General features: G+C 63.5%; 20 protein-coding genes and 1 pseudogene. 10 read left to right on the forward strand and 11 right to left on the reverse strand.

The window, feature by feature from the left end:
* Positions 1–11: 11 nt before the first annotated feature.
* The 5 genes from prmA to BRPE64_RS11405 all read left to right on the forward strand — a co-directional run bounded on the left by prmA (position 12) and on the right by BRPE64_RS11405 (position 4,495).
* Positions 12–914 (forward strand): 50S ribosomal protein L11 methyltransferase, encoded by a 903-nt coding sequence (gene prmA / locus BRPE64_RS11385; RefSeq protein WP_016346272.1) that lies wholly within the window; start codon positions 12–14, stop codon positions 912–914.
* A 50-nt stretch (positions 915–964) separates the two neighbouring features.
* Positions 965–2,317, forward strand: coding sequence for a zinc-ribbon and DUF3426 domain-containing protein (locus BRPE64_RS11390; protein WP_016346273.1), 1,353 nt, complete (start codon positions 965–967; stop codon positions 2,315–2,317).
* Positions 2,318–2,435: 118 nt separating this feature from the next.
* Complete coding sequence (gene tpx, locus BRPE64_RS11395; RefSeq protein ID WP_016346275.1) at positions 2,436–2,936, forward strand: thiol peroxidase; 501 nt, start codon at positions 2,436–2,438, stop codon at positions 2,934–2,936.
* A 122-nt stretch (positions 2,937–3,058) separates the two neighbouring features.
* Positions 3,059–3,997: a carbohydrate kinase family protein gene (locus BRPE64_RS11400; RefSeq protein ID WP_016346276.1), complete on the forward strand. Its 939-nt coding sequence runs from the start codon at positions 3,059–3,061 to the stop codon at positions 3,995–3,997.
* 18 nt (positions 3,998–4,015) lie between these two features.
* A complete protein-coding gene (locus BRPE64_RS11405) occupies positions 4,016–4,495 on the forward strand; it encodes an outer membrane lipoprotein (protein ID WP_044041578.1) in 480 nt (159 codons plus the stop codon).
* A 252-nt stretch (positions 4,496–4,747) separates the two neighbouring features.
* Here the strand turns inward: BRPE64_RS11405 and BRPE64_RS32310 are convergent, their stop codons facing one another.
* The 4 genes and pseudogenes from BRPE64_RS32310 to BRPE64_RS11425 form a co-directional block, all read right to left on the reverse strand.
* Complete coding sequence (locus BRPE64_RS32310) at positions 4,748–5,455, reverse strand: histone H1-like DNA-binding protein (protein WP_016346278.1); 708 nt, start codon at positions 5,453–5,455, stop codon at positions 4,748–4,750.
* Between the two features lie 31 nt (positions 5,456–5,486).
* A pseudogene (locus BRPE64_RS33690) lies at positions 5,487–5,814 on the reverse strand (hypothetical protein).
* A gap of 103 nt (positions 5,815–5,917) precedes the next feature.
* The gene (locus BRPE64_RS11415; RefSeq protein ID WP_016346279.1) at positions 5,918–7,165 is read right to left on the reverse strand and encodes a ribonucleotide-diphosphate reductase subunit beta; all 1,248 of its coding nucleotides are present in this window, start codon (positions 7,163–7,165) and stop codon (positions 5,918–5,920) included.
* Positions 7,166–7,958: 793 nt separating this feature from the next.
* Entirely contained in the window at positions 7,959–8,171 is a 213-nt protein-coding gene (locus tag BRPE64_RS11425; protein WP_016346281.1) for a DUF3820 family protein, read from the reverse strand.
* A gap of 130 nt (positions 8,172–8,301) precedes the next feature.
* On the opposite strand from BRPE64_RS11425, the gene BRPE64_RS11430 reads away from it, so the two are divergent.
* Positions 8,302–9,699 (forward strand): MFS transporter, encoded by a 1,398-nt coding sequence (locus BRPE64_RS11430; RefSeq protein ID WP_016346282.1) that lies wholly within the window; start codon positions 8,302–8,304, stop codon positions 9,697–9,699.
* A gap of 93 nt (positions 9,700–9,792) precedes the next feature.
* Here the strand turns inward: BRPE64_RS11430 and BRPE64_RS11435 are convergent, their stop codons facing one another.
* From BRPE64_RS11435 to BRPE64_RS11450, 4 genes are all read right to left on the reverse strand, one after another.
* The gene (locus BRPE64_RS11435; RefSeq protein ID WP_016346283.1) at positions 9,793–12,828 is read right to left on the reverse strand and encodes a ribonucleoside-diphosphate reductase subunit alpha; all 3,036 of its coding nucleotides are present in this window, start codon (positions 12,826–12,828) and stop codon (positions 9,793–9,795) included.
* 571 nt (positions 12,829–13,399) lie between these two features.
* On the reverse strand, positions 13,400–14,005 hold the full coding sequence (gene ampD, locus BRPE64_RS11440) for a 1,6-anhydro-N-acetylmuramyl-L-alanine amidase AmpD (RefSeq protein ID WP_016346285.1): 606 nt from the start codon (positions 14,003–14,005) through the stop codon (positions 13,400–13,402).
* Positions 14,002–14,340, reverse strand: a complete 339-nt coding sequence (locus tag BRPE64_RS11445; RefSeq protein WP_016346286.1) for a PP0621 family protein — start codon at positions 14,338–14,340, stop codon at positions 14,002–14,004. Before BRPE64_RS11445 ends, ampD begins: the two co-directional genes overlap by 4 nt.
* Before the next feature lie 46 nt (positions 14,341–14,386).
* Entirely contained in the window at positions 14,387–15,310 is a 924-nt protein-coding gene (locus BRPE64_RS11450) for a cytochrome C assembly family protein (RefSeq protein WP_016346287.1), read from the reverse strand.
* A gap of 124 nt (positions 15,311–15,434) precedes the next feature.
* Between BRPE64_RS11450 and ffh the strand changes: the two genes are divergently transcribed.
* Positions 15,435–16,802, forward strand: coding sequence for a signal recognition particle protein (gene ffh, locus BRPE64_RS11455; RefSeq protein ID WP_044041584.1), 1,368 nt, complete (start codon positions 15,435–15,437; stop codon positions 16,800–16,802).
* 118 nt (positions 16,803–16,920) lie between these two features.
* Complete coding sequence (locus BRPE64_RS11460; RefSeq protein ID WP_016346290.1) at positions 16,921–17,472, forward strand: hypoxanthine-guanine phosphoribosyltransferase; 552 nt, start codon at positions 16,921–16,923, stop codon at positions 17,470–17,472.
* A 70-nt stretch (positions 17,473–17,542) separates the two neighbouring features.
* On the opposite strand, the gene BRPE64_RS11465 is transcribed toward BRPE64_RS11460, so the two are convergent.
* Both BRPE64_RS11465 and BRPE64_RS11470 read right to left on the reverse strand, forming a co-directional pair.
* Positions 17,543–18,142 carry a MarC family protein gene (locus BRPE64_RS11465; protein WP_016346291.1) on the reverse strand — a complete coding sequence of 200 codons (600 nt, stop codon included), beginning with the start codon at positions 18,140–18,142 and terminating at the stop codon, positions 17,543–17,545.
* The gene (locus BRPE64_RS11470) at positions 18,142–19,878 is read right to left on the reverse strand and encodes a proline--tRNA ligase (protein ID WP_016346292.1); all 1,737 of its coding nucleotides are present in this window, start codon (positions 19,876–19,878) and stop codon (positions 18,142–18,144) included. Before BRPE64_RS11470 ends, BRPE64_RS11465 begins: the two co-directional genes overlap by 1 nt.
* A 290-nt stretch (positions 19,879–20,168) precedes the next feature.
* Here BRPE64_RS11470 and BRPE64_RS11475 point away from each other — a divergent pair, with 290 nt between their 5' ends.
* Complete coding sequence (locus BRPE64_RS11475) at positions 20,169–20,822, forward strand: RNA pyrophosphohydrolase (protein ID WP_016346293.1); 654 nt, start codon at positions 20,169–20,171, stop codon at positions 20,820–20,822.
* Positions 20,823–20,984: 162 nt separating this feature from the next.
* Positions 20,985–21,548, forward strand: a complete 564-nt coding sequence (locus tag BRPE64_RS11480; RefSeq protein WP_016346294.1) for a CNP1-like family protein — start codon at positions 20,985–20,987, stop codon at positions 21,546–21,548.
* A 74-nt stretch (positions 21,549–21,622) separates the two neighbouring features.
* Here BRPE64_RS11480 and proB read toward each other — a convergent pair whose 3' ends face one another.
* Positions 21,623–22,741: a glutamate 5-kinase gene (gene proB / locus BRPE64_RS11485; protein WP_016346295.1), complete on the reverse strand. Its 1,119-nt coding sequence runs from the start codon at positions 22,739–22,741 to the stop codon at positions 21,623–21,625.
* Between the last annotated feature and the right edge of the window lie 33 nt (positions 22,742–22,774).

Below are 22,774 nucleotides of genomic sequence, written 5' to 3' on the forward strand. Positions count from 1 at the left end.
GGCGGACGAGCATGAGCTACCGGGAACTGATCGCCGAGCTGGACCGCGAGCACGCGGAGGCGCTGTCGGATGCGCTGCTTGAAGTGGGCGCGCTGTCGGTGTCCGTCGAAGATGCCGATGCCGATACGCCCGACGAGCAGCCGCTCTTCGGCGAACCGGGACTCGTGCCCGAGACGAGCGCGTGGAGGCGCTCGCGCGTCGTCGCACTGCTGGCCGAAGACGCCGAACCGGCTGTGCTGCTGGCGGCCGCCGCCAACGACATCGGTCTGAAAAAAACGCCAACGTTTACGGTGCGCAATGTCGAGGAACAGGACTGGGTGCGTCTGACGCAAGCTCAGTTCGAGCCGATTTCGATCGGCGAGCGCATCTGGGTCGTGCCGTCGTGGCACGACGCACCCGACCCCGACGCGCTCGTGCTCGAACTTGATCCGGGTCTCGCGTTCGGGACCGGCAGCCATCCGACCACGCGCCTGTGCATGGAATGGCTGGAACAGTCGGTCAAGCCGGGACAGTCGCTGCTCGACTACGGTTGCGGCTCCGGCATTCTCGCGATCCTCGCGAAGAAGTGCGGCGCCGATCCGGTTTATGGCATCGACATCGATCCGCAGGCGGTCGAGTCCGCGCGTCAAAACAGCACGCGCAATCGCGCCGACGTCACCTACGGATTGCCCGATGAATGTCCCGCCGGCGAGTTCGATATCGTCGTCGCGAATATTCTCTCGAATCCGCTCAAGCTGATGGCGTCGATGCTCGCCTCGAAGGTGAAGCCGGGCGGCAGGATCGCGCTTTCCGGCGTGCTCGCTCGGCAAGCCGAGGAAGTTGCGGCGGCTTATGCGAACTGGATCGACATCGGCGTCTGGCGCGAACACGAAGGCTGGGTCTGCCTTGCGGGAACGCGGCGCGAAAGTCATTAAAATAGCGCCATCGTCCACAAACCGGCCTTCGGGCCATCGGCACTTCTCATATGGCGCTGGCCACCCGCTGCCCTCACTGCGAAACCGTCTTCAAGCTCGACCCGCACCTGCTCGCGCCGCATGACGGCCGCGTGCGCTGCGGGCATTGCCAGGAAGTCTTCGACGCCGCGCATCATCGCTTCGAATTGCCCGAGGACACGGTCGCGCCGGGCGAGGCGCAGCATGCCGCCATCATCGACGACGAAGCGGCCGTCGGTCCATCGACACATGCTTCCGCTTCCGCTGCCGCCGACGCGCCCGATGCGCGTTCGCTGACGCCGCGCACGCTCGATCTCGGCACGAAGCAGGCCGAGGTGCCACCCTCGCCTCTTGCGCCGCCGCCTGTCGAGGCTCACCCCGACGACGACTCCGACCGGACCGTCTACGCCGGCGCACCCACCGCGCCTGCTTTCGCGGGTGCCTCCACGCACGCGCACGCAAGCCCGCCGCGCACGGAGACCGCGCCTCCCGCGCAGGCCGCGGCGGCGAACGAGCCGTCCGCCGAGCCAGCGGAACCGGCGCGTGTGAAGCAGTTCATTCGCGTGGGCACGCCGCCGTCCAATCTGCCGACGCATGCGCAGTCGCGCGCGGATGTTCCGCCCGTCGAGCCGCCCGCGCCGCCTGCGTCCTTCGATCCGCTCACCGATCGTGCCGAGCCGTTCATCGGCCCGGTGCACACGCCGCACGACACGACACCCGAGGCGCCCGCCGCGCGCCCCGCGCCTGCGCCCGAACCCGCCGCCGCGTCCGCGTGGCGCGACGACGCCGAGCCCGGCTTCGGCGGCCGGCCGCCCGGCGGCGCGCATCCGGCCAGCGCCAACGAAGCGTTTCCGGTCACGCGCGAAACGCGCGCGTCCGCGCCGGTAGCGGCGGCCAAAGGCGGGAGCCGGGGCAAGCGTATCACGGGGATCATCGTCGCGGTGTTGCTGGCGCTGCTGCTCGTCGTACAGCTCGCCTGGTGGCAGCGCGAAACGGTGATGGTCTACGTTCCCGGCTCGCAGGCCCTCTATACACAAGCGTGCGACGCGCTCGGCTGCACGATCTCGCCGCCGCGCGCCATCGACGGACTGCAGATCGAAAGCTCCGGCCTGCGCCAGGTCGACGGTCCGCACAAGCTCGAACTGAAGCTGTCGCTGCGCAATCGCCTGGATGTGGCACTCGCCTATCCCGCGCTCGAACTCACGCTGCTCGACGACAAGAACAATGTCGCGATTCGCCGGGTGCTTTGGCCGCAGGATTACGCGCGACCGGGTACGATATTCGCCATCGGCCTTCCGCCGCAAAGCGCGCAACCGGTTGTCGTCCGGCTCGATACGGGCGATACGGTCGCCGCGAACTACCGGGTTCAGGTCTTCTACCCATGATCGCGGACGGGCACGCGAACTACGCCCGTGCCCTGTTCCATACGACGCGCGTCACGGCCCTCGCGGCCCGGTCACGCGCGATATTCCCGTCAGCATCTGACACTCTCTGGAGCGCAACATGAGTCAAGTTACCCTCGGCGGCAATCCCATCGACGTAAGCGGCACGTTCCCGGCCAAGGGCCAGCAGGCGCCCGAGTTCTCGCTCGTCGGCACGGATCTCGGCGACGTCAAGCTCGCGGGTTTCGCCGGCAAGCGCAAGGTGCTGAACATCGTGCCGAGCCTCGACACGCCGACCTGCGCCACTTCCACTCGCAAGTTCAACGAAGCCGCGGCCAAGCTCGACAACACCGTGGTCGTGGTGGTCTCGGGCGATCTGCCGTTCGCGGCGAAGCGCTTCTGCACGACCGAAGGCATCGAAAACGTGGTTACGGCTTCGACCTTCCGCGGCCACGAGTTCGCGCAGGCTTATGGCGTCGACGTGACGAGCGGTCCGCTCAAGGGCCTGACGGCGCGTGCGGTCGTCGTGCTCGACGAGAACAACAAGGTGCTGCACTCGGAACTCGTTCCGGAAATCAAGGAAGAACCGAATTACGATGCAGCGCTCGCCGCGCTGAAGTAAGGCAGTTCGGGCCGCGCGGTCTGCGGCCCGCATACGAGGCGCGTTGCAACGCTGGGCCGTCGCGCCGCGCCTCGTATGCGCTTTCCCTTTTTTGCCGGCTCCTAACGATAAGGACGTTCGCCTTGGCTACGCTCATCTGCGGCTCGCTCGCCTACGACAACATCATGACTTTCCAGGGCCGCTTCGGCGACCACATCCTGCCGGACCAGGTGCACATGCTGAACATCAGCTTCCTGGTCCCGACGATGCGGCGCAACTTCGGCGGCTGCGCGGGCAACATCGCCTACGCGCTGAAGCTGCTCGGCGGCGACGCGAAGATCATGGCCACGCTCGGCGAGGCGGACGCGCAGCTCTACATCGACCGGCTCGACGCGCTCGGTTTGTCGAAGGAATACGTGCGCGTGCTGCCCGACCAGCACTCGGCGCAATGCTTCATCACCACCGATCTCGCGAACAATCAGATCACGGCGTTTCACCCCGGCGCGATGATGGACTCGCACCTGAACCGCGCCGACGAAGCGCGCGGTATCACGCTCGGCATCGTTGCACCGGATGGCGCCCAGGGCATGCGCGAGCACGCCGACGGCTTCGCGCGGGCGGGCGTGCCGTTCGTGTTCGATCCGGGTCAGGGACTGCCGATTCTGGAGAATGTAGAGCTTCGTCGCATGATTGAACTTGCCACTTACGTGGCGGTCAACGATTACGAAGCCAAGTTATTGAGCAACAAGACCGGATGGTCGATCGAAGACATCATGAGCCGCGTAAAGGCTCTCGTGATTACGCGCGGGGAGCACGGCGCACAGATCTATCATGAAGACGGCGTGCTGGAAGTGCCGGCGGTTCAGGCGCGGCAGGTGGTCGACCCCACCGGTTGCGGCGACGCATTCCGCGGCGGCCTCCTTTACGGCATCGAAAACGAGCTTGGCTGGGAAAAGACGGGGCGTCTCGCGAGCCTGATGGGCGCATTGAAGATCGAACATCAGGGGCCGCAAACCTACGCGCCGACGCGCGCCGACATTGAAGAGCGTTACCAGCAGGCATTTGGAAGCAGCCTGTCGTGATTGATTTGGAGTCTGAGTATGAAAACGGTTAGTCGTATCGTGCTGGCAGCGGCGCTCGTCGGTTCAGTGGCGATGACAGGCTGTGCCTACAACAGCAGTTCGCCCGACGTCTACACGGCGTCACAGGCGCAGCGCGAGGAAACGGTCCGCATGGCCACGGTCGAAAGCGTGCGTGGCGTGAAGATCAGTTCGAACAATGGTCAGCCGACCGGCCTCGGCGCCATCGGCGGCGGCGCGCTGGGCGGCGTTGCGGCGGCAAGCGCGATCGGCGGCGGTAACGGTTCGATCATCGCGGGCATCATCGGCGGCCTGGCGGGCGCGGTCGCGGGCAACGCGGTCGAGAACAATGTCTCGACGAAGAACGGGCTGGAAATCACCGTGCGTCTCGACAACGGCGATCTCCGCGCGATCACGCAAACCGCCAACGGCGAAGTGTTCCAGGCGGGCGAGCGCGTGCGTCTGCTGTCGAGCGGCGGCGTGACGCGCGTCACGCACTGAGGCATTCAGCGGAAGAATAGGCGTGGCGTCGCAAGGCGCACGTCTGTTCCGACACGAAGCGCATGCATCGAAAGATGCATGCGCTTTTTCTTTGCGCGCTCGCACCGACAGTCGATGCGCGCACGCATGAAATTCGTTCGCCGAAACGAAAAACCCGCCGTCGGGTTGCCCTGGCGGCGGGTTCAGGCCGGGTAGCCTTACCCGGACTTAAGACACAACACGTTGTGCCCGATGGTTGCTTACCGCGAGAACTTACGGACGGCTGCCCGTCGGGAACGGCCATGCCGCTGCCGGGTTCAACGCCGTCTTGACCGCAGCAGCCGGTGCCGGAGCGGGCGCCGATACGGTCGTTGCCGTCGTTGCAGCTGCCGTGGTCTTCTTTGCAGCAGCGGCCTTCTTGGCCGGAGCCTTCTTCGCGGGGGCCTTCTTCGCAACAGGCGCAGGCGCTACAGCAGCAGGCGCAGCGGCTGCGGGTTGCGCAGCAGCCTTTTTCGCGGGTGCCTTCTTCGCAGGGGCCTTTTTCGCAGGCGCTTTCTTGGCAGCAGCCTTCTTCGCTGCGGCCTTCTTCGCAGGCGCCTTCTTCGCGGCAGCCTTCTTAGCAGGCGCCTTCTTGGCAGCGGCCTTCTTCGCAGGCGCCTTCTTGGCTGCAACCTTCTTCGTCGCTACCTTCTTGGCGGCGACTTTCTTCGCTGCAGCCTTCTTCGCCGGCGCCTTCTTGGCCGCGACCTTCTTCGCTGCAACCTTCTTCGCCGCTACTTTCTTCGTTGCGACTTTCTTGGTTGCGACTTTCTTCGCTGCGGCCTTCTTCGCCGGCGCCTTCTTGGCCGCGACCTTCTTAGCCGCAACCTTCTTCACAGCAACCTTCTTCGCTGCGACCTTCTTTGCCGGAGCGGCCTTCTTGGCGGTAACTTTCTTCGCTGCAGCCTTTTTCGCTGCGGGTTTTTTCTTGGCAACTGCCATGGTTTTTCTCCTTCAGGTTTTCAGATGAGAGTCAGTTCAAACTACACCCTTCGTCAAAACCCGCTTCCCACGCGTCGCTTCTCAGGGCGCACGCTACGAAGCGGATTATTCATCGGCGTACGCTGATCCCACCTGCTTACGCTAATGAATACGGCAAGGCGCGCCGTGCCCCGAGGCACCGCGCGCCAAATAGAGTCGGTACCGCGCGTTCGCGGCACCGGCCATCGCTTGATCGAGCCAGCGAGCTTGTCGCCGGCATTTTCCGGGGGGAAGTTTGCCCATCCCATTGAAGGGATCGCAAAACGCCTGTCTTCGATTCGGGCCACTCGGCCCGCCAAGTCAGTAGGCGCACTTTGCATCAGGCGACCGTTCTCCTAAACCTTGTCGATCAGGCGCGCGTGAGCGACACGCAGCTGCCCGACCGTTCCATCGATTTCGTCTGCAACACGTCCTGGATTTTTATTATTCCCAGGTCAGCGCGCCGCCGGTTTGATACTCAATCACGCGTGTCTCGAAGAAGTTGCGTTCCTTCTTCAAGTCGATCATTTCGCTCATCCACGGGAACGGGTTTTCCTCGTTCGGGAAGAGCGGGTCGAGGCCGATCTGCTGGCAACGACGGTTGCAGATGAAGCGCAAGTAGCTCTTGAACATCGACGCATTCAGGCCGAGCACCCCGCGCGGCATGGTGTCTTCAGCGTAGCGATATTCAAGCTCCACTGCCTCCTTGAAGAGCTCGCGGATCTCAGCCTTGAATTCGGCGGTCCACAGTTGCGGCTCTTCCAGCTTGATCTGGTTGATGAGGTCGATGCCGAAGTTGCAGTGCATCGACTCGTCGCGGAGGATGTACTGATACTGCTCCGCCGCGCCCGTCATCTTGTTCTGGCGGCCCAGCGCCAGAATTTGCGTGAAGCCCACATAGAAGAACAGCCCTTCCATGATGCAGGCGAACACGATCAACGACTTTAGCAATTTCTGGTCCGCTTCCAGCGTGCCGGTCGTGAAGGCCGGGTCGGTCAGCGTCTGGATGAACGGGATGAGGAACTCATCCTTGTCGCGGATCGACTTGACCTCGTGGTACGCATTGAAGATCTCGCCCTCGTCGAAGCCCAGCGATTCAACGATGTACTGGTACGCATGCGTGTGGATCGCCTCTTCGAAGGCCTGGCGCAGCAGGAACTGGCGGCACTCCGGAGCGGTGATGTGACGATACGTGCCGAGCACGATGTTGTTCGCGGCGAGCGAGTCGGCGGTGACGAAGAAGCCGAGATTGCGCTTGACGATGCGGCGCTCGTCCTCGGTCAGACCGTTCGGGTCTTTCCACAGGGCGATGTCGCGCGACATGTTCACTTCCTGCGGCATCCAGTGATTCGCGCAGCCGGCGAGGTACTTCTCCCACGCCCACTTGTACTTGAACGGGACCAGCTGATTGACGTCGGTCTTGCCGTTGATGATGCGCTTGTCCGCGACGTTGACGCGCGCTTCGCTCGACGCGGCGATGACGCCGGCCGAAGGATTCGCGGCGGCGGGCGGAACGAAGCCATCGGAGAAGATGTTGTTCGCGGCTGCGACTTGATGGGCAGCTTGATGAGCGTGTGCAGCTTGCGCCGCACCCTGCGTACCGAAAGTCGTGCCTTGAGCGTTACGCAACGTGTTCTGTTGCGGAGCGCTCGAGGGAGCTACGGCAGTGGTCTCGTCATCCCAGTTGAGCATAAATTCTCACCATCAATTTAGATCGGTTTGTACCATCTTTTCATGAGCGATAAAAGAGTTTGCTCATGAAAATTCTCGTTTTCTTGCGATTTAGATTCGACGTTGCTACCTGCATACAACACTTGGCTCATCGCTTCGTGTTCGAAGCCTGAAGCGACATGCATGGAAACGTGTGTGAAGCGGTCCTCATCGAGTGACTTCGAAGGCTTCGCGATGTGCTTCGATCGCGCTTCGAATGTTCTCGGATTACGCTGCGGGCAAATTTCATCGATGCCCTGAAACCCTTGCCGCACAAGGCTTCGCGGCCGACGTGCGTGATGCGGATGAAGCCGTGAAGCGAAGCCGCGAAGTGACGCGATGCGAAAGCGGTCTGCTTCGCGGCGAAGATCGCGCCGATGTTGCGCGCTCGATCTTCGATGTCTCGAAGCGTGACTTGCTTCGTCTGTCGATCGATGTCTCTCGACGACACGCGATGCGATGCAAAACATGTGTCGCGATGCGCTCAACTCACGTTCGACTCACGTTCGACTCACGCAACGATTTGCAACCTTCGCTCACGCTCTTCGACTGCATTCGATGCGTGTGGTCCGGCGCGCTTTGCATCGCTCGAAACATGCGCTCGCGGAGTCTGCAACCGAACGTTGCAAGCTGCTGCGTGCTTCGAATTCGTTGCCGAAGTTTAGCATTCGACGCTCCATATTTCCACAATATATAGTGCTTGCAATTCTTCTCGACACAACCTATAGCGCGCGAACACAACACCCGATCTCACCGCAAAACACCGGCGCGAGCCTCAGCGCCCTCGCAGCGGATCGAGCAGCGAGCGCAGGTTGTTGTGGTCGATCTCATGCATCAGCGCAAGCAGCGCGCCGAGCTTGCCTGGAGGAAAACCCTCACGCGCGAACCACGCGAGATAGTGACCGGGCAGATCGGCGATGAGCCGGTCCTTGTACTTGCCGTAGGGCATCGTCTGCGTGACAAGACGTTGCAGATCTTGCGGGTCCATCGCTTCCTCACTCTCTCGCTCGTCGTTCAATGTTCTTCGCACCGCACTGCATGCCGCAAACCTTCAGCGATTGCTCCATATCGGTGCCATAATCGCCGCTCTTGCCGCCAAGAGTCGATCGCGAATCACCATGCCGCTTGTCGCCAAAGCTTTCATTGCCCCTCTCATCGTCGCGTGCGCGATGTTCATGGAAAGCGTGGACGCCAACGTCATCGTCACCGCGATTCCTGAAATGGCGCGCGCCTTCGGCCGCGATCCCGTTACGTTGAAAGTCGCCGTCACGAGTTACGTGCTCGGGCTCGGCGTCTTCATTCCGATCTGCGGCTGGGTCGCCGACCGCTTCGGCGCACGCGTCGTGTTCCGCACGGCCATCGGCATCTTCGTCGTCGGCTCGCTGCTGTGCGCGGCGTCGACATCGCTCGGTCCCTTCACCGTCGCGCGTTTCATCCAGGGCGTCGGCGGCGCGATGATGGTCCCGGTCGGGCGCATCATCATCTTCCGCTCGGTGCGCCGCTCGGAGTTCATTCGCGCGATGAACTATCTCTCCGTGCCCGCCATGCTCGGACCCGCCGTCGGGCCGCTGCTCGGCGGCTTCATCACGACTTACCTGCACTGGCGCCTGATCTTCTTCATCAACATTCCGATCGGCATCGCCGGGATCTGGCTGACCAACCGCTATATCGCCAATTCGCACGAGGAGCATCCGGGCCGGCTCGACTGGTTCGGCTTCTTCCTCTCCGCGAGCGCCGGCGTGCTGCTGTTGCTCGGGCTCTCGCTCGTCGGCGGCGAGCTGATTCCGCAAGGCTCGGCCTACGCGATGTGCGTCGCCGGCGCGCTGATGGTCGCGCTCTACTGCGTGCACGCACGCCGCGCCGAGAAACCGCTGCTCGACCTGCGCTTCTTCCGCGTGCCGACTTTCCAGGCGAGCGTGCTCGGCGGTTCGATGTTTCGCATCGGCCTGGGCGCGGTGCCCTTCCTTCTGCCGCTCGCGCTGCAGGAAGGACTCGGCATGACGGCGTTCAAGTCCGGCGCGATCACCTGTGCGTCAGCATTCGGCGGCATGTTCATGCGCTCGCTCGCCTCGCGCGTGCTGCGCCGCTTCGGCTTCCGGCAGACGCTGTTCTACAACGCGGCGCTGTCGGGTATCGCCATTGCGGCGTGCGGCACGTTCTTTCCCGGCACGCCGACCTGGGTGATCTGGACTGTCGTGCTGCTCGGCGGCTTCTTCCCGGCGTTGCAGTTCACGAGTCTCAACTCGCTTGCGTATGCCGAAATCGAAACGCGCGATGTCGGTCGCGCGACCAGCCTCGCGAGCTTCGTGCAACAAGTGTCGCTCGGTCTCGGTGTGACGGTTGCCGGCATCACGCTCGAGCTTTCGCAGTATCTGAACGGCCACGCGAGCGTGCAATGGTCGGACTTCTGGCCTTCGTTCGTCGTAGTCGGCCTGTTCTCGTTCATCTCGATGCCGATCACCGCGCGTCTCGCGCACGACGCCGGAACCGAAATTTCACGCGGCACGCGCGGCTGAAACCCGCGCCGCAAAACAAACGGGCCGGCACCGGAGCGTGACGCTTGCTCCGATGCCGGCCCGCCGGACCGGCTCGATCCTCTCAGGCGCCGCTTACTGGCACGCCTCGCACTCGTCGAAGCCCGCATCGCCCGGACGCATCATGCAGACGGGACCGTCCGCTTCCGGCGCTGCTTCGACCGCGGGCGCGCTCTGCGCTGCCGCTGCCGTCGCCGCTGCTGCTGCATTGAAGCCCTGCGAGCCCGCCGACGACGCACCGCCCGTCACGCCGCCGCCGTAGCCGCCCTGCGCACCCGATGCGCCGTTCCCGCCATTGCCCGAGGGCACCGCGTTCAGTGCGCCGTGCGCGACCGTCGACTTCTCGACGTGCGTCGCCGCCATCGTGCGGAGGTAGTAGGTCGTCTTGAGGCCGCGAATCCACGCGAGCTTGTAGACCTCGTCGAGCTTCTTGCCCGACGCGCCCGCCATGTAGATGTTCAGCGACTGCGCCTGATCGATCCACTTCTGACGGCGCGATGCCGCTTCGACCAGCCACTTCGGATCCACTTCGAACGCGGTCGCGTAGATCGCGCGGAGGTCGGCCGGAATGCGGTCGATGCGCGAGAGCGTGCCGTCGAAGTACTTCAGATCCGACACCATCACTTCGTCCCACAGACCGCGCGTCTTCAAATCGCGCACGAGGTAGTCGTTGACGACCGTGAATTCGCCCGACAGATTCGACTTCACGTACAGGTTCTGGAAGGTCGGCTCGATGCACGCCGACACGCCGATGATGTTGGAGATCGTCGCCGTCGGCGCAATCGCCACGCAGTTCGAATTGCGCATGCCCCAGGTCGAGATGCGCGAGCGCAGTTCGGCCCAGTCCATCGACTCGGACGTGTCCACTTCGACATAACCGCCGCGCGCGTCGGCCAGGAGCTTCAGCGAATCCTGCGGAAGAATGCCGCGATCCCACAGCGAGCCGCGATACGTTGCGTAACGGCCGCGCTCTTCCGCCAGTTCCGTCGACGCGTAGTACGCGTAGTAGCAAACGGCTTCCATCGAGCGATCCGCGAACTCGACCGCTTCGCCCGACGCATACGGCGTGCGCAGCAGGTGCAGGCAGTCCTGGAAGCCCATGATGCCCATGCCGACCGGACGATGCTTCAGGTTCGAGTTACGCGCCTTCGGCACCGCGTAATAGTTGATGTCGATGACGTTGTCCAGCATGCGCATCGCAACGCTGATAGTGCGCTTGAGCTTCGCGTGATCCAGCGCGAAGGTGCCGTCGGCCTGCTTCACCATGTGCGCGACGAGGTTCACCGAGCCGAGATTGCACACGGCGATTTCCGTGTCGCTCGTGTTCAGCGTGATTTCCGTGCACAGGTTCGACGAATGCACGACACCCACGTGCTGTTGCGGCGAGCGCACATTGCACGGATCCTTGAACGTGATCCACGGATGGCCGGTCTCGAACAGCATGCCCAGCATCTTGCGCCACAGTTGCGCCGCCGGCAGCTTCTTGAACAGCTTGATCTCGCCGCGCGCGGCTTTCTCTTCGTAAGCCGTGTACGCCTTCTCGAAGTCCGCGCCGAACAGGTCGTGCAGGTCCGGGCAGGTGGACGGCGAGAACAGCGTCCAGTCGCCGCCTTCCATCACGCGCTTCATGAACAGGTCGGGAATCCAGTTCGCCGTGTTCATGTCGTGGGTGCGGCGGCGGTCGTCGCCGGTGTTCTTGCGCAGTTCGAGGAATTCTTCGATGTCGAGGTGCCACGACTCCAGGTACGCGCAGACCGCGCCCTTGCGCTTGCCGCCCTGATTCACGGCGACCGCGGTGTCGTTCACGACCTTCAGGAACGGCACGACGCCTTGCGACTTGCCGTTCGTGCCCTTGATGTGCGAACCGAGCGCGCGCACGCGCGTCCAGTCGTTGCCGAGGCCGCCCGCGAACTTCGAGAGCAGCGCGTTTTCCTTGAGCGCCTCGTAGATGCCGTCGAGGTCGTCGGCGACGGTCGTCAGATAGCACGACGACAATTGCGAGCGATGCGTACCCGAGTTGAACAGCGTCGGCGTCGACGACATGAAATCGAACGACGACAGCACGTTGTAGAACTCGATGGCGCGCGCTTCGCGGTCGATTTCGTTGAGCGACAGGCCCATCGCGACGCGCATGAAGAACGCCTGCGGCAGTTCGATGCGCGTGCCGTCGACGTGCAGGAAGTAGCGGTCGTACAGCGTCTGCAGGCCGAGATAGCCGAATTGCAGGTCGCGGTTCGCGTCCAGCGCGGCGCCCAGGCGCTTCAGGTCGAACTGTTGCAGTTTGTCATCCAGCAGGCCGGCTTCGATGCCGCGCTTGATGAACTGCGGGAAGTATTCGGCATAGCGCTCGCCCATTTCGGCTTGCGTCACTTCGCCTTCGAGAATTTCGCGGCGGATCGTGTGCAGCAGGATGCGGGCGGTGACCTGGCTGTACGCCGGGTCCTTTTCGATCATCGTGCGCGCGGCGAGGATGGCCGAGTCGTAGACCTGCGACATCGGCACGCCGTCGTACAGGTTCTTCACCGTTTCGGCGACGATCGGATCGGCGGAGACGGCATCGCCCAGATTCGAGCAGGCGGACACGATCAGCGCCTTGAGCGCGCCGAGATCGAGCGGATGCGAGACGCCGTTGTCCGTCACGTTGATGACGCCTTCGGGCGACTGCGCGTTCGGCGCCTGCGAGCGCTCTTGCGTGCGTTGCTGCGTGCGCTTCTCGCGATACAGCACGTAGGCGCGCGCGACGTTGTGCTCGCCGCCGCGCATCAGCGCGAGTTCGACCTGATCCTGAATGTCTTCGATATGAAACGTGCCGCCATGCGGACGGCTGCGCACGAGCGCGCGCACGACGGCCTGCGTCAGTTGCTCGACCTGCTCGCGCACGCGCGCGGAGGCGGCGCCCTGACCGCCGTTCACGGCGATGAACGCCTTCGTCACCGCGATGGCGATTTTCGAAGGCTCGAACGACACCACGCTTCCGTTGCGACGGATGACCTTGTAGTCGGCATACGTCGTGTTCGGCGCGAGCGCCGGGGCGCCTGCGGACTGCGCACCGCCGGTCGGCAGTGCGGATGCGCCTTCGAAGGAAGTCGTGGCGTTCTCGGTGGTTTGCATGTGCAAAACTCCTGGTGTTCGAATGGTGCGGATGTTCCGCGGATTTATCACTTATGCCGCGCGCGTCGCGAGACGCGTGAACCTCGCGCGGTATTTTGGCGGTCAAGCGGGCTGTGAATGCAGCAGGCTCGGAATTCGAATCGCGGCGCTTTCGGCCCGCACTCTTATTGGCGTCTCATGCGGTGCCCGCGTTGGCGCACGGTGTCGGTCGACGCAACTCGCATTCACTTGCATGCTTCTTCACGGTGCTGCTCGCTGGCGCTCGATGCACTCGGGGTCTCTGTCCTGAACCGCGGAAACCCTCTCGCACACCGCCCCGGGCCAGCCAAACTTCTTCTACGCCGGAAAGCGGGCGGCGCCGGCTCGTGTGAGCGGGCGCCGCCTCAACAACACAAGATCTAGTGCAAAGTACGTCTGTCGGCACCAAGTATAGTGGGCATCCGCGCAGTCTCAAAAACTTTTTTCTGCGTGCTCAGGGTTGACTTTTCTCACTTCAAGCGCGGCAAGGCACAGCGCGTAACGTCGCTGCGCTGCAGCGACAAAAACCATACGCGATGCTCGGATGTTGGGTTCAGTCGCCGGACTGGAATGGGAAATACGACGGCGGCAGTGCGCTGTCGTGACGCAGGCGCGGCCAGTCGAAATGTGGGCCGGGATCGGTTTTGCGGCCGGGCGCGATGTCCGAATGACCGGCGAGCGCATCGATCGGATAGCGCTTCACGATCATGCGCACGAGCGCGGCGAGCGCCTCGTACTGCGCGTTCTCGAACGGCACGCGATCGCTGCCTTCGAGCTCGATGCCGATCGAGAAATCGTTGCAGCGCTCGCGTCCGCAGAACGCGGAGACGCCGGCGTGCCACGCGCGTTCATCGCAGGAGACGAATTGCTCGATGGCGCCGTCGCGGCGAATCACGAAATGCGCCGACACGCGCATGCCGCGCAGATGATCGAAGTACGGATGCGCGTCGTGGTCGAGCCGGTTGAGGAAGAAATCGGCGATGGAGTTCGTCGTGAAGTCGTCGGGCGGCAAACTGATGTTATGCACGACGATGAGCGTCGGCACCGCGTTGTCCGGCCGCGCCTCGAAATTCGGCGACGGCAGGCGCTGCGCGCTCGTGAGCCAGCCTTGCGCGTCGATATGCGGCTCGCGCTTCGACGGAATGTGTGGCGTGTTCATCGTGCGTCGCGGCCGGTGGGACGGTTCGCGTGACGGCGCGCGTGATCGGCGCAGCAGAAGCGCTCGCCCGCCACCACGATCGACTCGCTGCGCGGCGTGTGCACGCCGCATTGCACGCAGCGGATGAGCGGATCGGCGAGTTGCGGCGTGGCTTCAGCGGCTGCGCCGTTGCCACCGCCGTTGGCCGTGCGCGCGCGGCGTGTGCCGCCGTTGCCCGCGGTTGCGCTGCCCGCCTGGGCGTCGCCCTGCTGCGCGCGCTCATTCGCGCGGCGCAGCTTCTTCAGAAGCCACTGGCTCAGAAAGAACAGAACGATCAGGAAGAAGAAATTTCGCATCGATTCGAAAGCCGGATAAGAACGCGCTCGTTCGTTCGGACGATCCTCAGACGACCGCGCGGTGCAGCAACACTTCGAACACGAAGCGGCTGCCGACATACGCAAGCAGCAGCGCAGCGAACGAGGCCAGCACCCAGCGCAGCGCAGCGCGCCCGCGCCAGCCGGAAATGCGCCGCGCGGTCAACAGCGCGCCGAACATCAGCCAAGAGAGGAACGCGAAGACGGTCTTGTGATCGAGGCGCAGCGCGCGATCGACCAGTTGCTCGTTGAACGCGATGCCCGAGACCAGCGTAAGCGTGAGCAGCACGAAGCCTGCCGCGATCAGACGGAACAGCAGCTTTTCGAGCGTGAGGAGCGGCGGCAAGGTGTCGAGCCAGCTTGCGAGCCAGCCCTGGCCGTCATGCCGCGTCGAGAGGCCGCGCATGCGTTGCAGGCGGCGTTCCAGCATCAGCATGAGCACGGCGTGGAGCGCGGCAATCGCGAAGAGTCCGTACGCGATGTTCGCGATCAGGAAATGCAGCTTGAACATCGGCGCGGCGGAATACGACAGCACGCGCACGCCGCCGAACAAGAGCGGCAGCAACGAGGCGATGCACGCGAGCGGCAGCACGAGCAGGCGCAAGCCGTCGAGCGGGAAGAAGAAACTCTCGATCCAGTAGATGCCCGCGCCGAGCCAGAACATCGCGGAGAGCGCGAACGCGAAGCCGAAGATCATCGCGTTCTGGGGAAAGATCGTGGTGTGCAGCAGAACGCCGTGCACGAGCAACGCTATTAATAATAGAGCACGTCCGACGCCGCTCATGCCGGACGCCTTCGATGTGGCTACAGGCGCCGGTGCTACCGTTCCGAAGCCCGTCGAAGGCATGCCCGCCAGCGCCGGCCCGACAGCCGTATGGCGATGCGCGCGCCAGCCCGCCACGGCGAGTCCGCCGTAGAGAAGCGCAGTGAGGGCATACAGTACAATATCCATTGTTCGAAGTTTACACTAGGCCCTTGACTCGCGACGGTTTCCCCCTTGCGCCAACGCGGGGCGGCACGCAAGCCGGCGCATGAAATCGCAGTGAAAAAGGGCCGCATTCTCTACAGATTCCCCCATGCTCGATAACCTCACTCAACGGATGGCGCGCGTCGTCAAGACGCTGCGCGGCGAGGCCCGGCTCACCGAGGCCAACACGCAGGAGATGCTGCGCGAAGTGCGTCTCGCGCTGCTCGAAGCGGACGTGGCGCTGCCGGTCGTGCGCGAGTTCATCGCGAAGGTGAAGGAAAAGGCGCTCGGCGAGGAAGTGCTCTCGAGCCTGTCGCCGGGGCAGGCGCTCGTCGGCGTCGTGCAGCGCGAACTGACGGCCGTCATCGGCGGCGATTACGAAGGCAAGGCGGTCGAACTCGATCTCGCCGTCACGCCGCCCGCCGTCATCCTGATGGCCGGTCTGCAGGGCGCGGGCAAGACGACCACCACCGGCAAGCTCGCCAAACTGCTGCGCGAGAAGCACAAGAAGAAGGTGCTGACGGTATCCGTCGACGTGTACCGCCCCGCCGCCATCCGCCAGTTGCAGACGGTGACCGAGCAGGTCGGCGCGGATTTCTTCCCGTCGGAGCCGGATCAGAAGCCCGCGGACATCGCGCGCGCCGCGATCGACTGGGCGAAGCGTCATTACCACGACGTCGTGATCGTCGATACCGCCGGCCGTCTCGGCATCGACGAAGCGATGATGAACGAGATCAGCGAACTCCACGCGCTGCTCAAGCCCGCTGAAACGCTGTTCGTCGTCGATGCCATGCTCGGCCAGGACGCCGTGAACACCGCGAAGGCGTTCAACGACGCGCTGCCGCTCACCGGCGTCGTGCTCACCAAGCTCGACGGCGACTCGCGCGGCGGCGCGGCGCTCTCGGTGCGCCACGTCACCGGCAAGCCGATCAAGTTCGTCGGCGTCGCGGAAAAGCTGGACGGTCTCGAAGTCTTCCACCCGGATCGCATGGCGAACCGGATTCTCGGCATGGGCGACATTCTCGCGCTCGTCGAGGAAGCGCAGCGCGGCGTCGACACGCAGGCCGCGCAGAAGCTCGCCGACAAGGTCAAGAAAGGCGGCGACTTCGACCTGAACGACTTCAAGGCGCAGCTCTCGCAAATGAAAAAGATGGGCGGCCTGTCCTCGCTGATGGACAAGCTGCCCGCGCAGTTCCAGCAGGCGGCGCAAGGCGCGGACATGAACAACGCCGAGAAGCAGATGCGCCGCATGGAGGGCATCATCAACTCGATGACGCTTGCCGAGCGTGCCAAGCCCGAACTCATCAAGGCCGCGCGCAAACGGCGCATCGCGGCGGGCGCGGGCGTGCACGTGCAGGAAGTGAATCGCATGCTGAATCAATACGAGCAGATGCGCGGCATGATGAAGAAGCTCAAAGGCGGGAACATGCAGAAAATGATGCGCGGCATGAAGGGCATGCTTCCGGGCATGCGCTGAGCCGCATTCGGTCGAACCCGCGCTCCGTCCACTTACGGCGGAAAGCGCGGGTTTATCATATGGCGCACACCGCCGTTTTTTTCCACACTAAGAAGTCAGCCTCTCCCCCGCTTTCCCTATGAATCGCGACGAAGCCCTCCATATTTTCAGCCACTCCGAAGAAATCGTGACGGCTGACGAAGTCAACGCATCGATCGGCAAGATGGCTGCGGCCATCAAGACGGCGACGCAAAACGACTTCCCGCTCGTGCTCTCGGTCATGGGAGGCGCGGCTGTGTTCACCGGCATGCTGCTGCCGCATCTGGATTTCCCGCTCGAGTTCGATTACATCCATCTGACGCGCTATCGCAACGCCATCAAGGGCGGCAGCGAGATGCAATGGCGCGTGGCGCCGGCGGAATCGGTGAAGGATCGCGTGGTGCTCGTGCTGGACGACATCCTCGACGAAGGCGAAACAATGGCCGCGATTCGCGACCGCATCATGGCAATGGGCGCGAAGTCGTTTCTGTCGGCGGTGCTGTGCGAGAAGATCATCCCGAAAGCGAAACCGCTGCGTCCCGATTTCTGCGGATTCGAAGTGCCGGACCGGTATGTGTTCGGCTGCGGAATGGATGCGAAGGGTTACTGGCGCAATCTGCCGACGATCCGGGCGCTGACCGAAGGCGCGTGAGCCGTGAGCGTGACAGCCTGAGCGTTCCACTCCGGCGAAGCGATAAAAAAAGCGGCCTCGGCCGCTTTTTTCACAACTGATGCACGAAAGTGCGTATGCCTGTGAGCATCATTTCGACGGAAATCGCGACGAGCACAAGCCCCATCAGGCGCTCGAACGCCGTCACCGCGCGCTCGCCGAGCCACTGCTGAATCTTCTCCGCGAGGAGAAGCACGATCGCGCAGACGACCATCGTGACCGTGAGCGCGCCGATCCACTCGAACATCTTGCCCGGCGCCTGCGAGGTCAGCAGCATCACCGTCGCCAACGCCGAAGGCCCGGCCAGCGCCGGAATCGCGAGCGGCACGATGAGCGGCTCGCCGCCGCGCGAGTCGCCGCCCATCGGACCGTCGGGATGCGGGAAGATCATGCGCAGCGCGATCAGAAACAGCACGATGCCGCCCGCGATGCGCAATGACACGTCGGTGAGATTCATCGCGCGCAGGAAGCGATCGCCCGCCAGCATGAACACCAGCAGGATCACGAACGCGATCGCCACTTCCCGCAACACGACCACGCGCCGCCGCTCTTTCGCGACGCCGCGCAGCGCGTTGATGAAGATCGGAATGTTGCCGAGCGGATCGGTGATCAGGAGCAGCAGGATCGTCGCCGACAGGAAGTTGTACTGCATTACTTCCCGAGCGCCGCCCGCACCTTGCCCGTCACGATATCCGCCGCTTCCTCGACCGCCAGCAGCGTGGCTTCGGCGTCGCGGCGGCCCTGGTATTCGAGCTTGCCTTCCTTCAGCCCGCGATCGCCGATCACCACGCGATGCGGCACGCCGATCAGTTCCCAGTCCGCGAACATCACGCCCGGACGCTCGCCGCGATCGTCGAGGATCACGTCGATGCCCGCCGCCTGCAAGCTCGCGTAGAGCTTGTCGGCCTGCTCGCGCACGGCGTCGCTGCGGTCGTAGCCCATCGGGCAGATCACGACTTCGAACGGCGCAATGGCTTCCGGCCAGATGATGCCGCGTTCGTCGAAATTCTGTTCGATCGCAGCGCCCAGCACGCGCGTGATGCCGACGCCGTAGCAGCCCATCAGCATCGGCGCGGGTTTGCCGTTTTCGTCGAGGAACGTTGCGCCCATCGAATCGGAGTACTTCGTGCCGAGCTGGAACACGTGGCCCACTTCAATGCCGCGGCAGATTTCGAGCGTGCCTTTGCCGTCCGGCGAAGGATCGCCCGCGACCACATTGCGGATGTCCGCCACTTCCGGCTCGGGCAGATCGCGGCCCCAGTTCACGCCGGTCGTGTGGAAATCGACCTCGTTCGTGCCGACGACGAAATCGCTCATGTTCGCGACCGTGCGGTCCGCGATCACGCGCACGGGCTTCTTCGTGCCGATCGGGCCGAGATAGCCCGGCGGCGTGCCGAACCATTCGACGATCTCGGCTTCGGTCGCGAAACGGTAGCCCTTCAGGCCCGGCAACTTGCCGGTCTTGATGTCGTTGAGCGAATGATCGCCGCGCAGCATCAGCAGCCAGATGGTCGGCTCGGCGCCTTCGTTGTCGGTGGCGAGGATGATCGACTTGATCGTGCGTTCGAGCGGAATGTTCAGGAGCTGCGCGACCGCCTCGCATTTCGCGGCGCCCGGCGTCGGCGTCTTCTTCAGTTCCTCGGTGGGCGCGGCGCGCTTGGCGATGAGCGGCAACGCATCGGCGGCTTCGACGTTCGCCGCGAAATCCGAGTCCGGGCAATACGCGATGTCGTCCTCGCCCGTCTCGGCGATCACGTGGAATTCATGCGAGCCGCTGCCGCCGATCGAACCGTTGTCCGCCGCGACCGCGCGGAACTTCAGGCCGATGCGCGTGAAGATGCGCACGTAGGCGTCGTACATCTTGCGGTACGACTCGGCGAGGCCGGCTGCGTCCTTATCGAACGAATACGCGTCCTTCATGATGAACTCGCGGCCACGCATCACGCCGAAGCGCGGGCGGATTTCGTCGCGGAACTTCGTCTGGATCTGGTAGAAGTTCACCGGCAACTGGCGATAGCTCTTGATCTCGCGGCGCGCGATGTCGGTTACGACTTCCTCGTGCGTCGGGCCCATCACGAAATCGCGTTCGTGGCGGTCCTTGAAACGCAGCAGTTCCGGGCCGTACTGCTCCCAGCGGCCCGATTCCTGCCACAGTTCGGCGGGCTGCACGGCCGGCATCAGCAGTTCGAGCGCGCCCGCGCGGTTCATCTCTTCACGCACGATGGCTTCGACCTTGCGAATGGAACGCAGGCCGATCGGCATGTAATCGTAGATGCCGCCCGCGACGCGGCGAATTATGCCGGCACGCATCATCAGCTTGTGGCTGACGATCTCGGCGTCGGCGGGAGCTTCCTTCAGGGTGCCGATGAAGAAACGGGATGCTTTCATTCAATTTTTCCAAAAGCGGCGCACGCCGCGATGCTCGGGTGAGCGCCTAAGCAGGCGAAACGGGGGTGAACGACGGACACGGCCGACGGCTTCGCATAGGGCCAGAGTCGAGGCCGGAGTCGGCATTGACTTCGGCCGGCGAAAGAAGATTTTGCCGCCTTCGCGGCTGTCTGGCAAAGCGTGTTGAGCCCGGACGGGAAATCATGCCCTGAATTGGGGTTCGTGCCGGTGCGCCGAGTCCGTTAACTGTTTATAATCAAAGCAATTTTAAAGGATTCGAAGGTGGTTGTATGCTGGATCGTGAAGGCTTTCGCCCGAACGTCGGCATCATCCTCTTGAACGCGCGCAACGAAGTGTTTTGGGGTAAGCGACTGCGTGAACATTCCTGGCAGTTTCCGCAAGGGGGCATCAAATATGGTGAGACCCCTGTGCAAGCGATGTATCGGGAGTTACACGAAGAAACCGGCCTGCTTCCGGAACACGTAAAAGTTTTGGGTCGCACGCGCGACTGGCTGCGTTATGAGGTGCCGGACAAGTTCATCAAGCGTGAGGTGCGTGGACATTATCGCGGTCAGAAACAGATCTGGTTTCTGCTGCGTATGGTGGGGCGCGATTGTGACATCTGCCTGCGCGCGACGGACCATCCGGAATTCGATGCCTGGCGCTGGAACGAGTATTGGGTACCGCTCGATGCGGTCATCGAGTTCAAGCGCGACGTTTATCAACTGGCTCTCAACGAGCTATCCCGGTTCGTGCGGCGAACCAACTCCCGCGGCGAACGCGGCGAGCGAGCCGCGCATCATGGGCCACGCTATCCACGCGTGATCCAGACGCTGACGATCGAAGCGCCTTCTGTCACTGCCTCCGGCACGGCAGTTCAGGCAGAATGCACGGTCAGCGAAGAAGTGCAGGTGATCGTGCATCATCGTTCACCGTGTGACTGACCTGGTCCGTCCCGCGCACTTCTTTGGCACTCAGCACGATATGGAACAATGGCACGGCGAAACACTCGCCGTGCCATTTCGTATCGTTCGTCTTTTTTGTCTTTGTCGCCGGGCGGGCACCCGAAGCCCCGCGCGCAAGTTTCCTGGAAGACCCAATTGAAAGTGAATGCCTCACTCGCGCTAATCGCGGTATCTGCGGCGGCACTGGCCGCGCTCGCCGGCTGCTCCAGTTCCAAAGCGCCGTCGAATCAGGATGACGGCGTCTTCACCTATCTGCTCGACCGCAAGACGACGTGGACCGAAGACAAGATCGAAACGCTGCCGCCGCTGCCGCAGGCGTCGAACCTGCTGCCCTTCAACGTCTCGCAGAACACGCCGCTCAATTTTGCCGTCGATAAAACGTCGCTCACCGTCGGCAACGACGGCGTCGTTCGTTATGTGGTCGTCGTGACGAGCCCGGCGGGCGCGCGCAACGTCAACTACGAAGGCATTCGTTGCGACACCTACGAATGGCGCCGCTACGCCAGCATCAACGACGAGCAGAACGGCTGGGATCAGGGCGCCGCGTTCGATTTCAAGCGGATCGAAAACGGCGAGCTGAACGCGTATCAGGCGGCGCTCTATCAGGATTATTTCTGCACGAGCAAGCTGCCCGTGGGCACCGCCAAGACGATCGTGAACAACATCCAGTACAAGCGCACGCAAACTTTGATCAACACGCACTAATGCGGCGTTGGCGTTTGCCGTAAAAAAAGCCCGTCGACCTTGCGGCTCGGCGGGCTTGTTTTTTTATTCCGCGCTCAGACGAGCACGAGATTGTCGCGATGAATCAGCTCCGGCTCCAGCATGTAGCCGAGCACGCTTTCGATCTCGCCGCTCGGACGCCGATGAATCAGCCGCGCCTCGGAACTGCTGTAGTTCGTGATGCCGCGCGCGACTTCCTGCCCCTGATCGTTGACGCAGGCGATGACCTCGCCGCGGCCGAACGCACCCTTCACATCGATTACGCCGATCGGCAGCAGACTCTTGCCGTCGGCGGTGAGCTTGTTCACCGCGCCGTTGTCGATGACCACATGCCCGCGCACCTGCAGATGATCCGCCATCCATTGCTTGCGCGCCGCGATTCTCGCCGTGCGCGCGATGAGTTGCGTGCCGATCATTTCGCCCGACGCGAGACGCGTCAGCACGTCGGCCTCGCGGCCGCTCGCGATCACCGTGTTCGCGCCGCTGTGCGCCGCGCGCTTCGCCGCGAGAATCTTGGTCAGCATGCCGCCGCGGCCAAGACTCGAACCCGCGCCGCCCGCCATTTGTTCGAGTTCGGGCGTGCCGGCGTCGGCCTGCTCGACGAGTGTTGCGGCCGGGTCCTTGCGCGGATCGGCGGTGAACAGCCCGCGCTGATCGGTCAGGATGACGAGCGCATCGCCTTCGATCAGATTTGCCACGAGCGCGCCGAGCGTGTCGTTGTCGCCGAACTTGATTTCGTCGGTAATGACCGTGTCGTTCTCGTTGATGATCGGCACCGCGCCCAGACGCAGCAACGTGAGCAGCGTGGAGCGCGCGTTGAGATAGCGCTCGCGATCGGCGAGATCGGCGTGCGTCAGCAGAATCTGCGCGGTGCGGATGCCGTGCGCGCCGAAGCTGCTTTCATAGACCTGCGCGAGGCCCATCTGGCCGACCGCCGCCGCGGCCTGCAATTCGTCGATCTCTTTTGGACGCTTGGTCCAGCCGAGCCGGTGAATGCCTTCCGCGATCGCGCCCGAACTCACGAGCACGACTTCCTTGCCTTGCTCGCGCAGCGCCGCAATCTGCGACGCCCAGCGACCGATGGCTGCATGATCGAGCCCGCGCCCGTCGTTGGTGACGAGACTGGACCCCACTTTCACTACGATTCGCTTCGCAGCGGCGATGACCGAACGCATCGTGCGCTTTCTCCTCGGGTGTCGCGGCCCGTT

The organism is Caballeronia insecticola, assembly GCF_000402035.1.
GTDB lineage: Bacteria > Pseudomonadota > Gammaproteobacteria > Burkholderiales > Burkholderiaceae > Caballeronia > Caballeronia insecticola.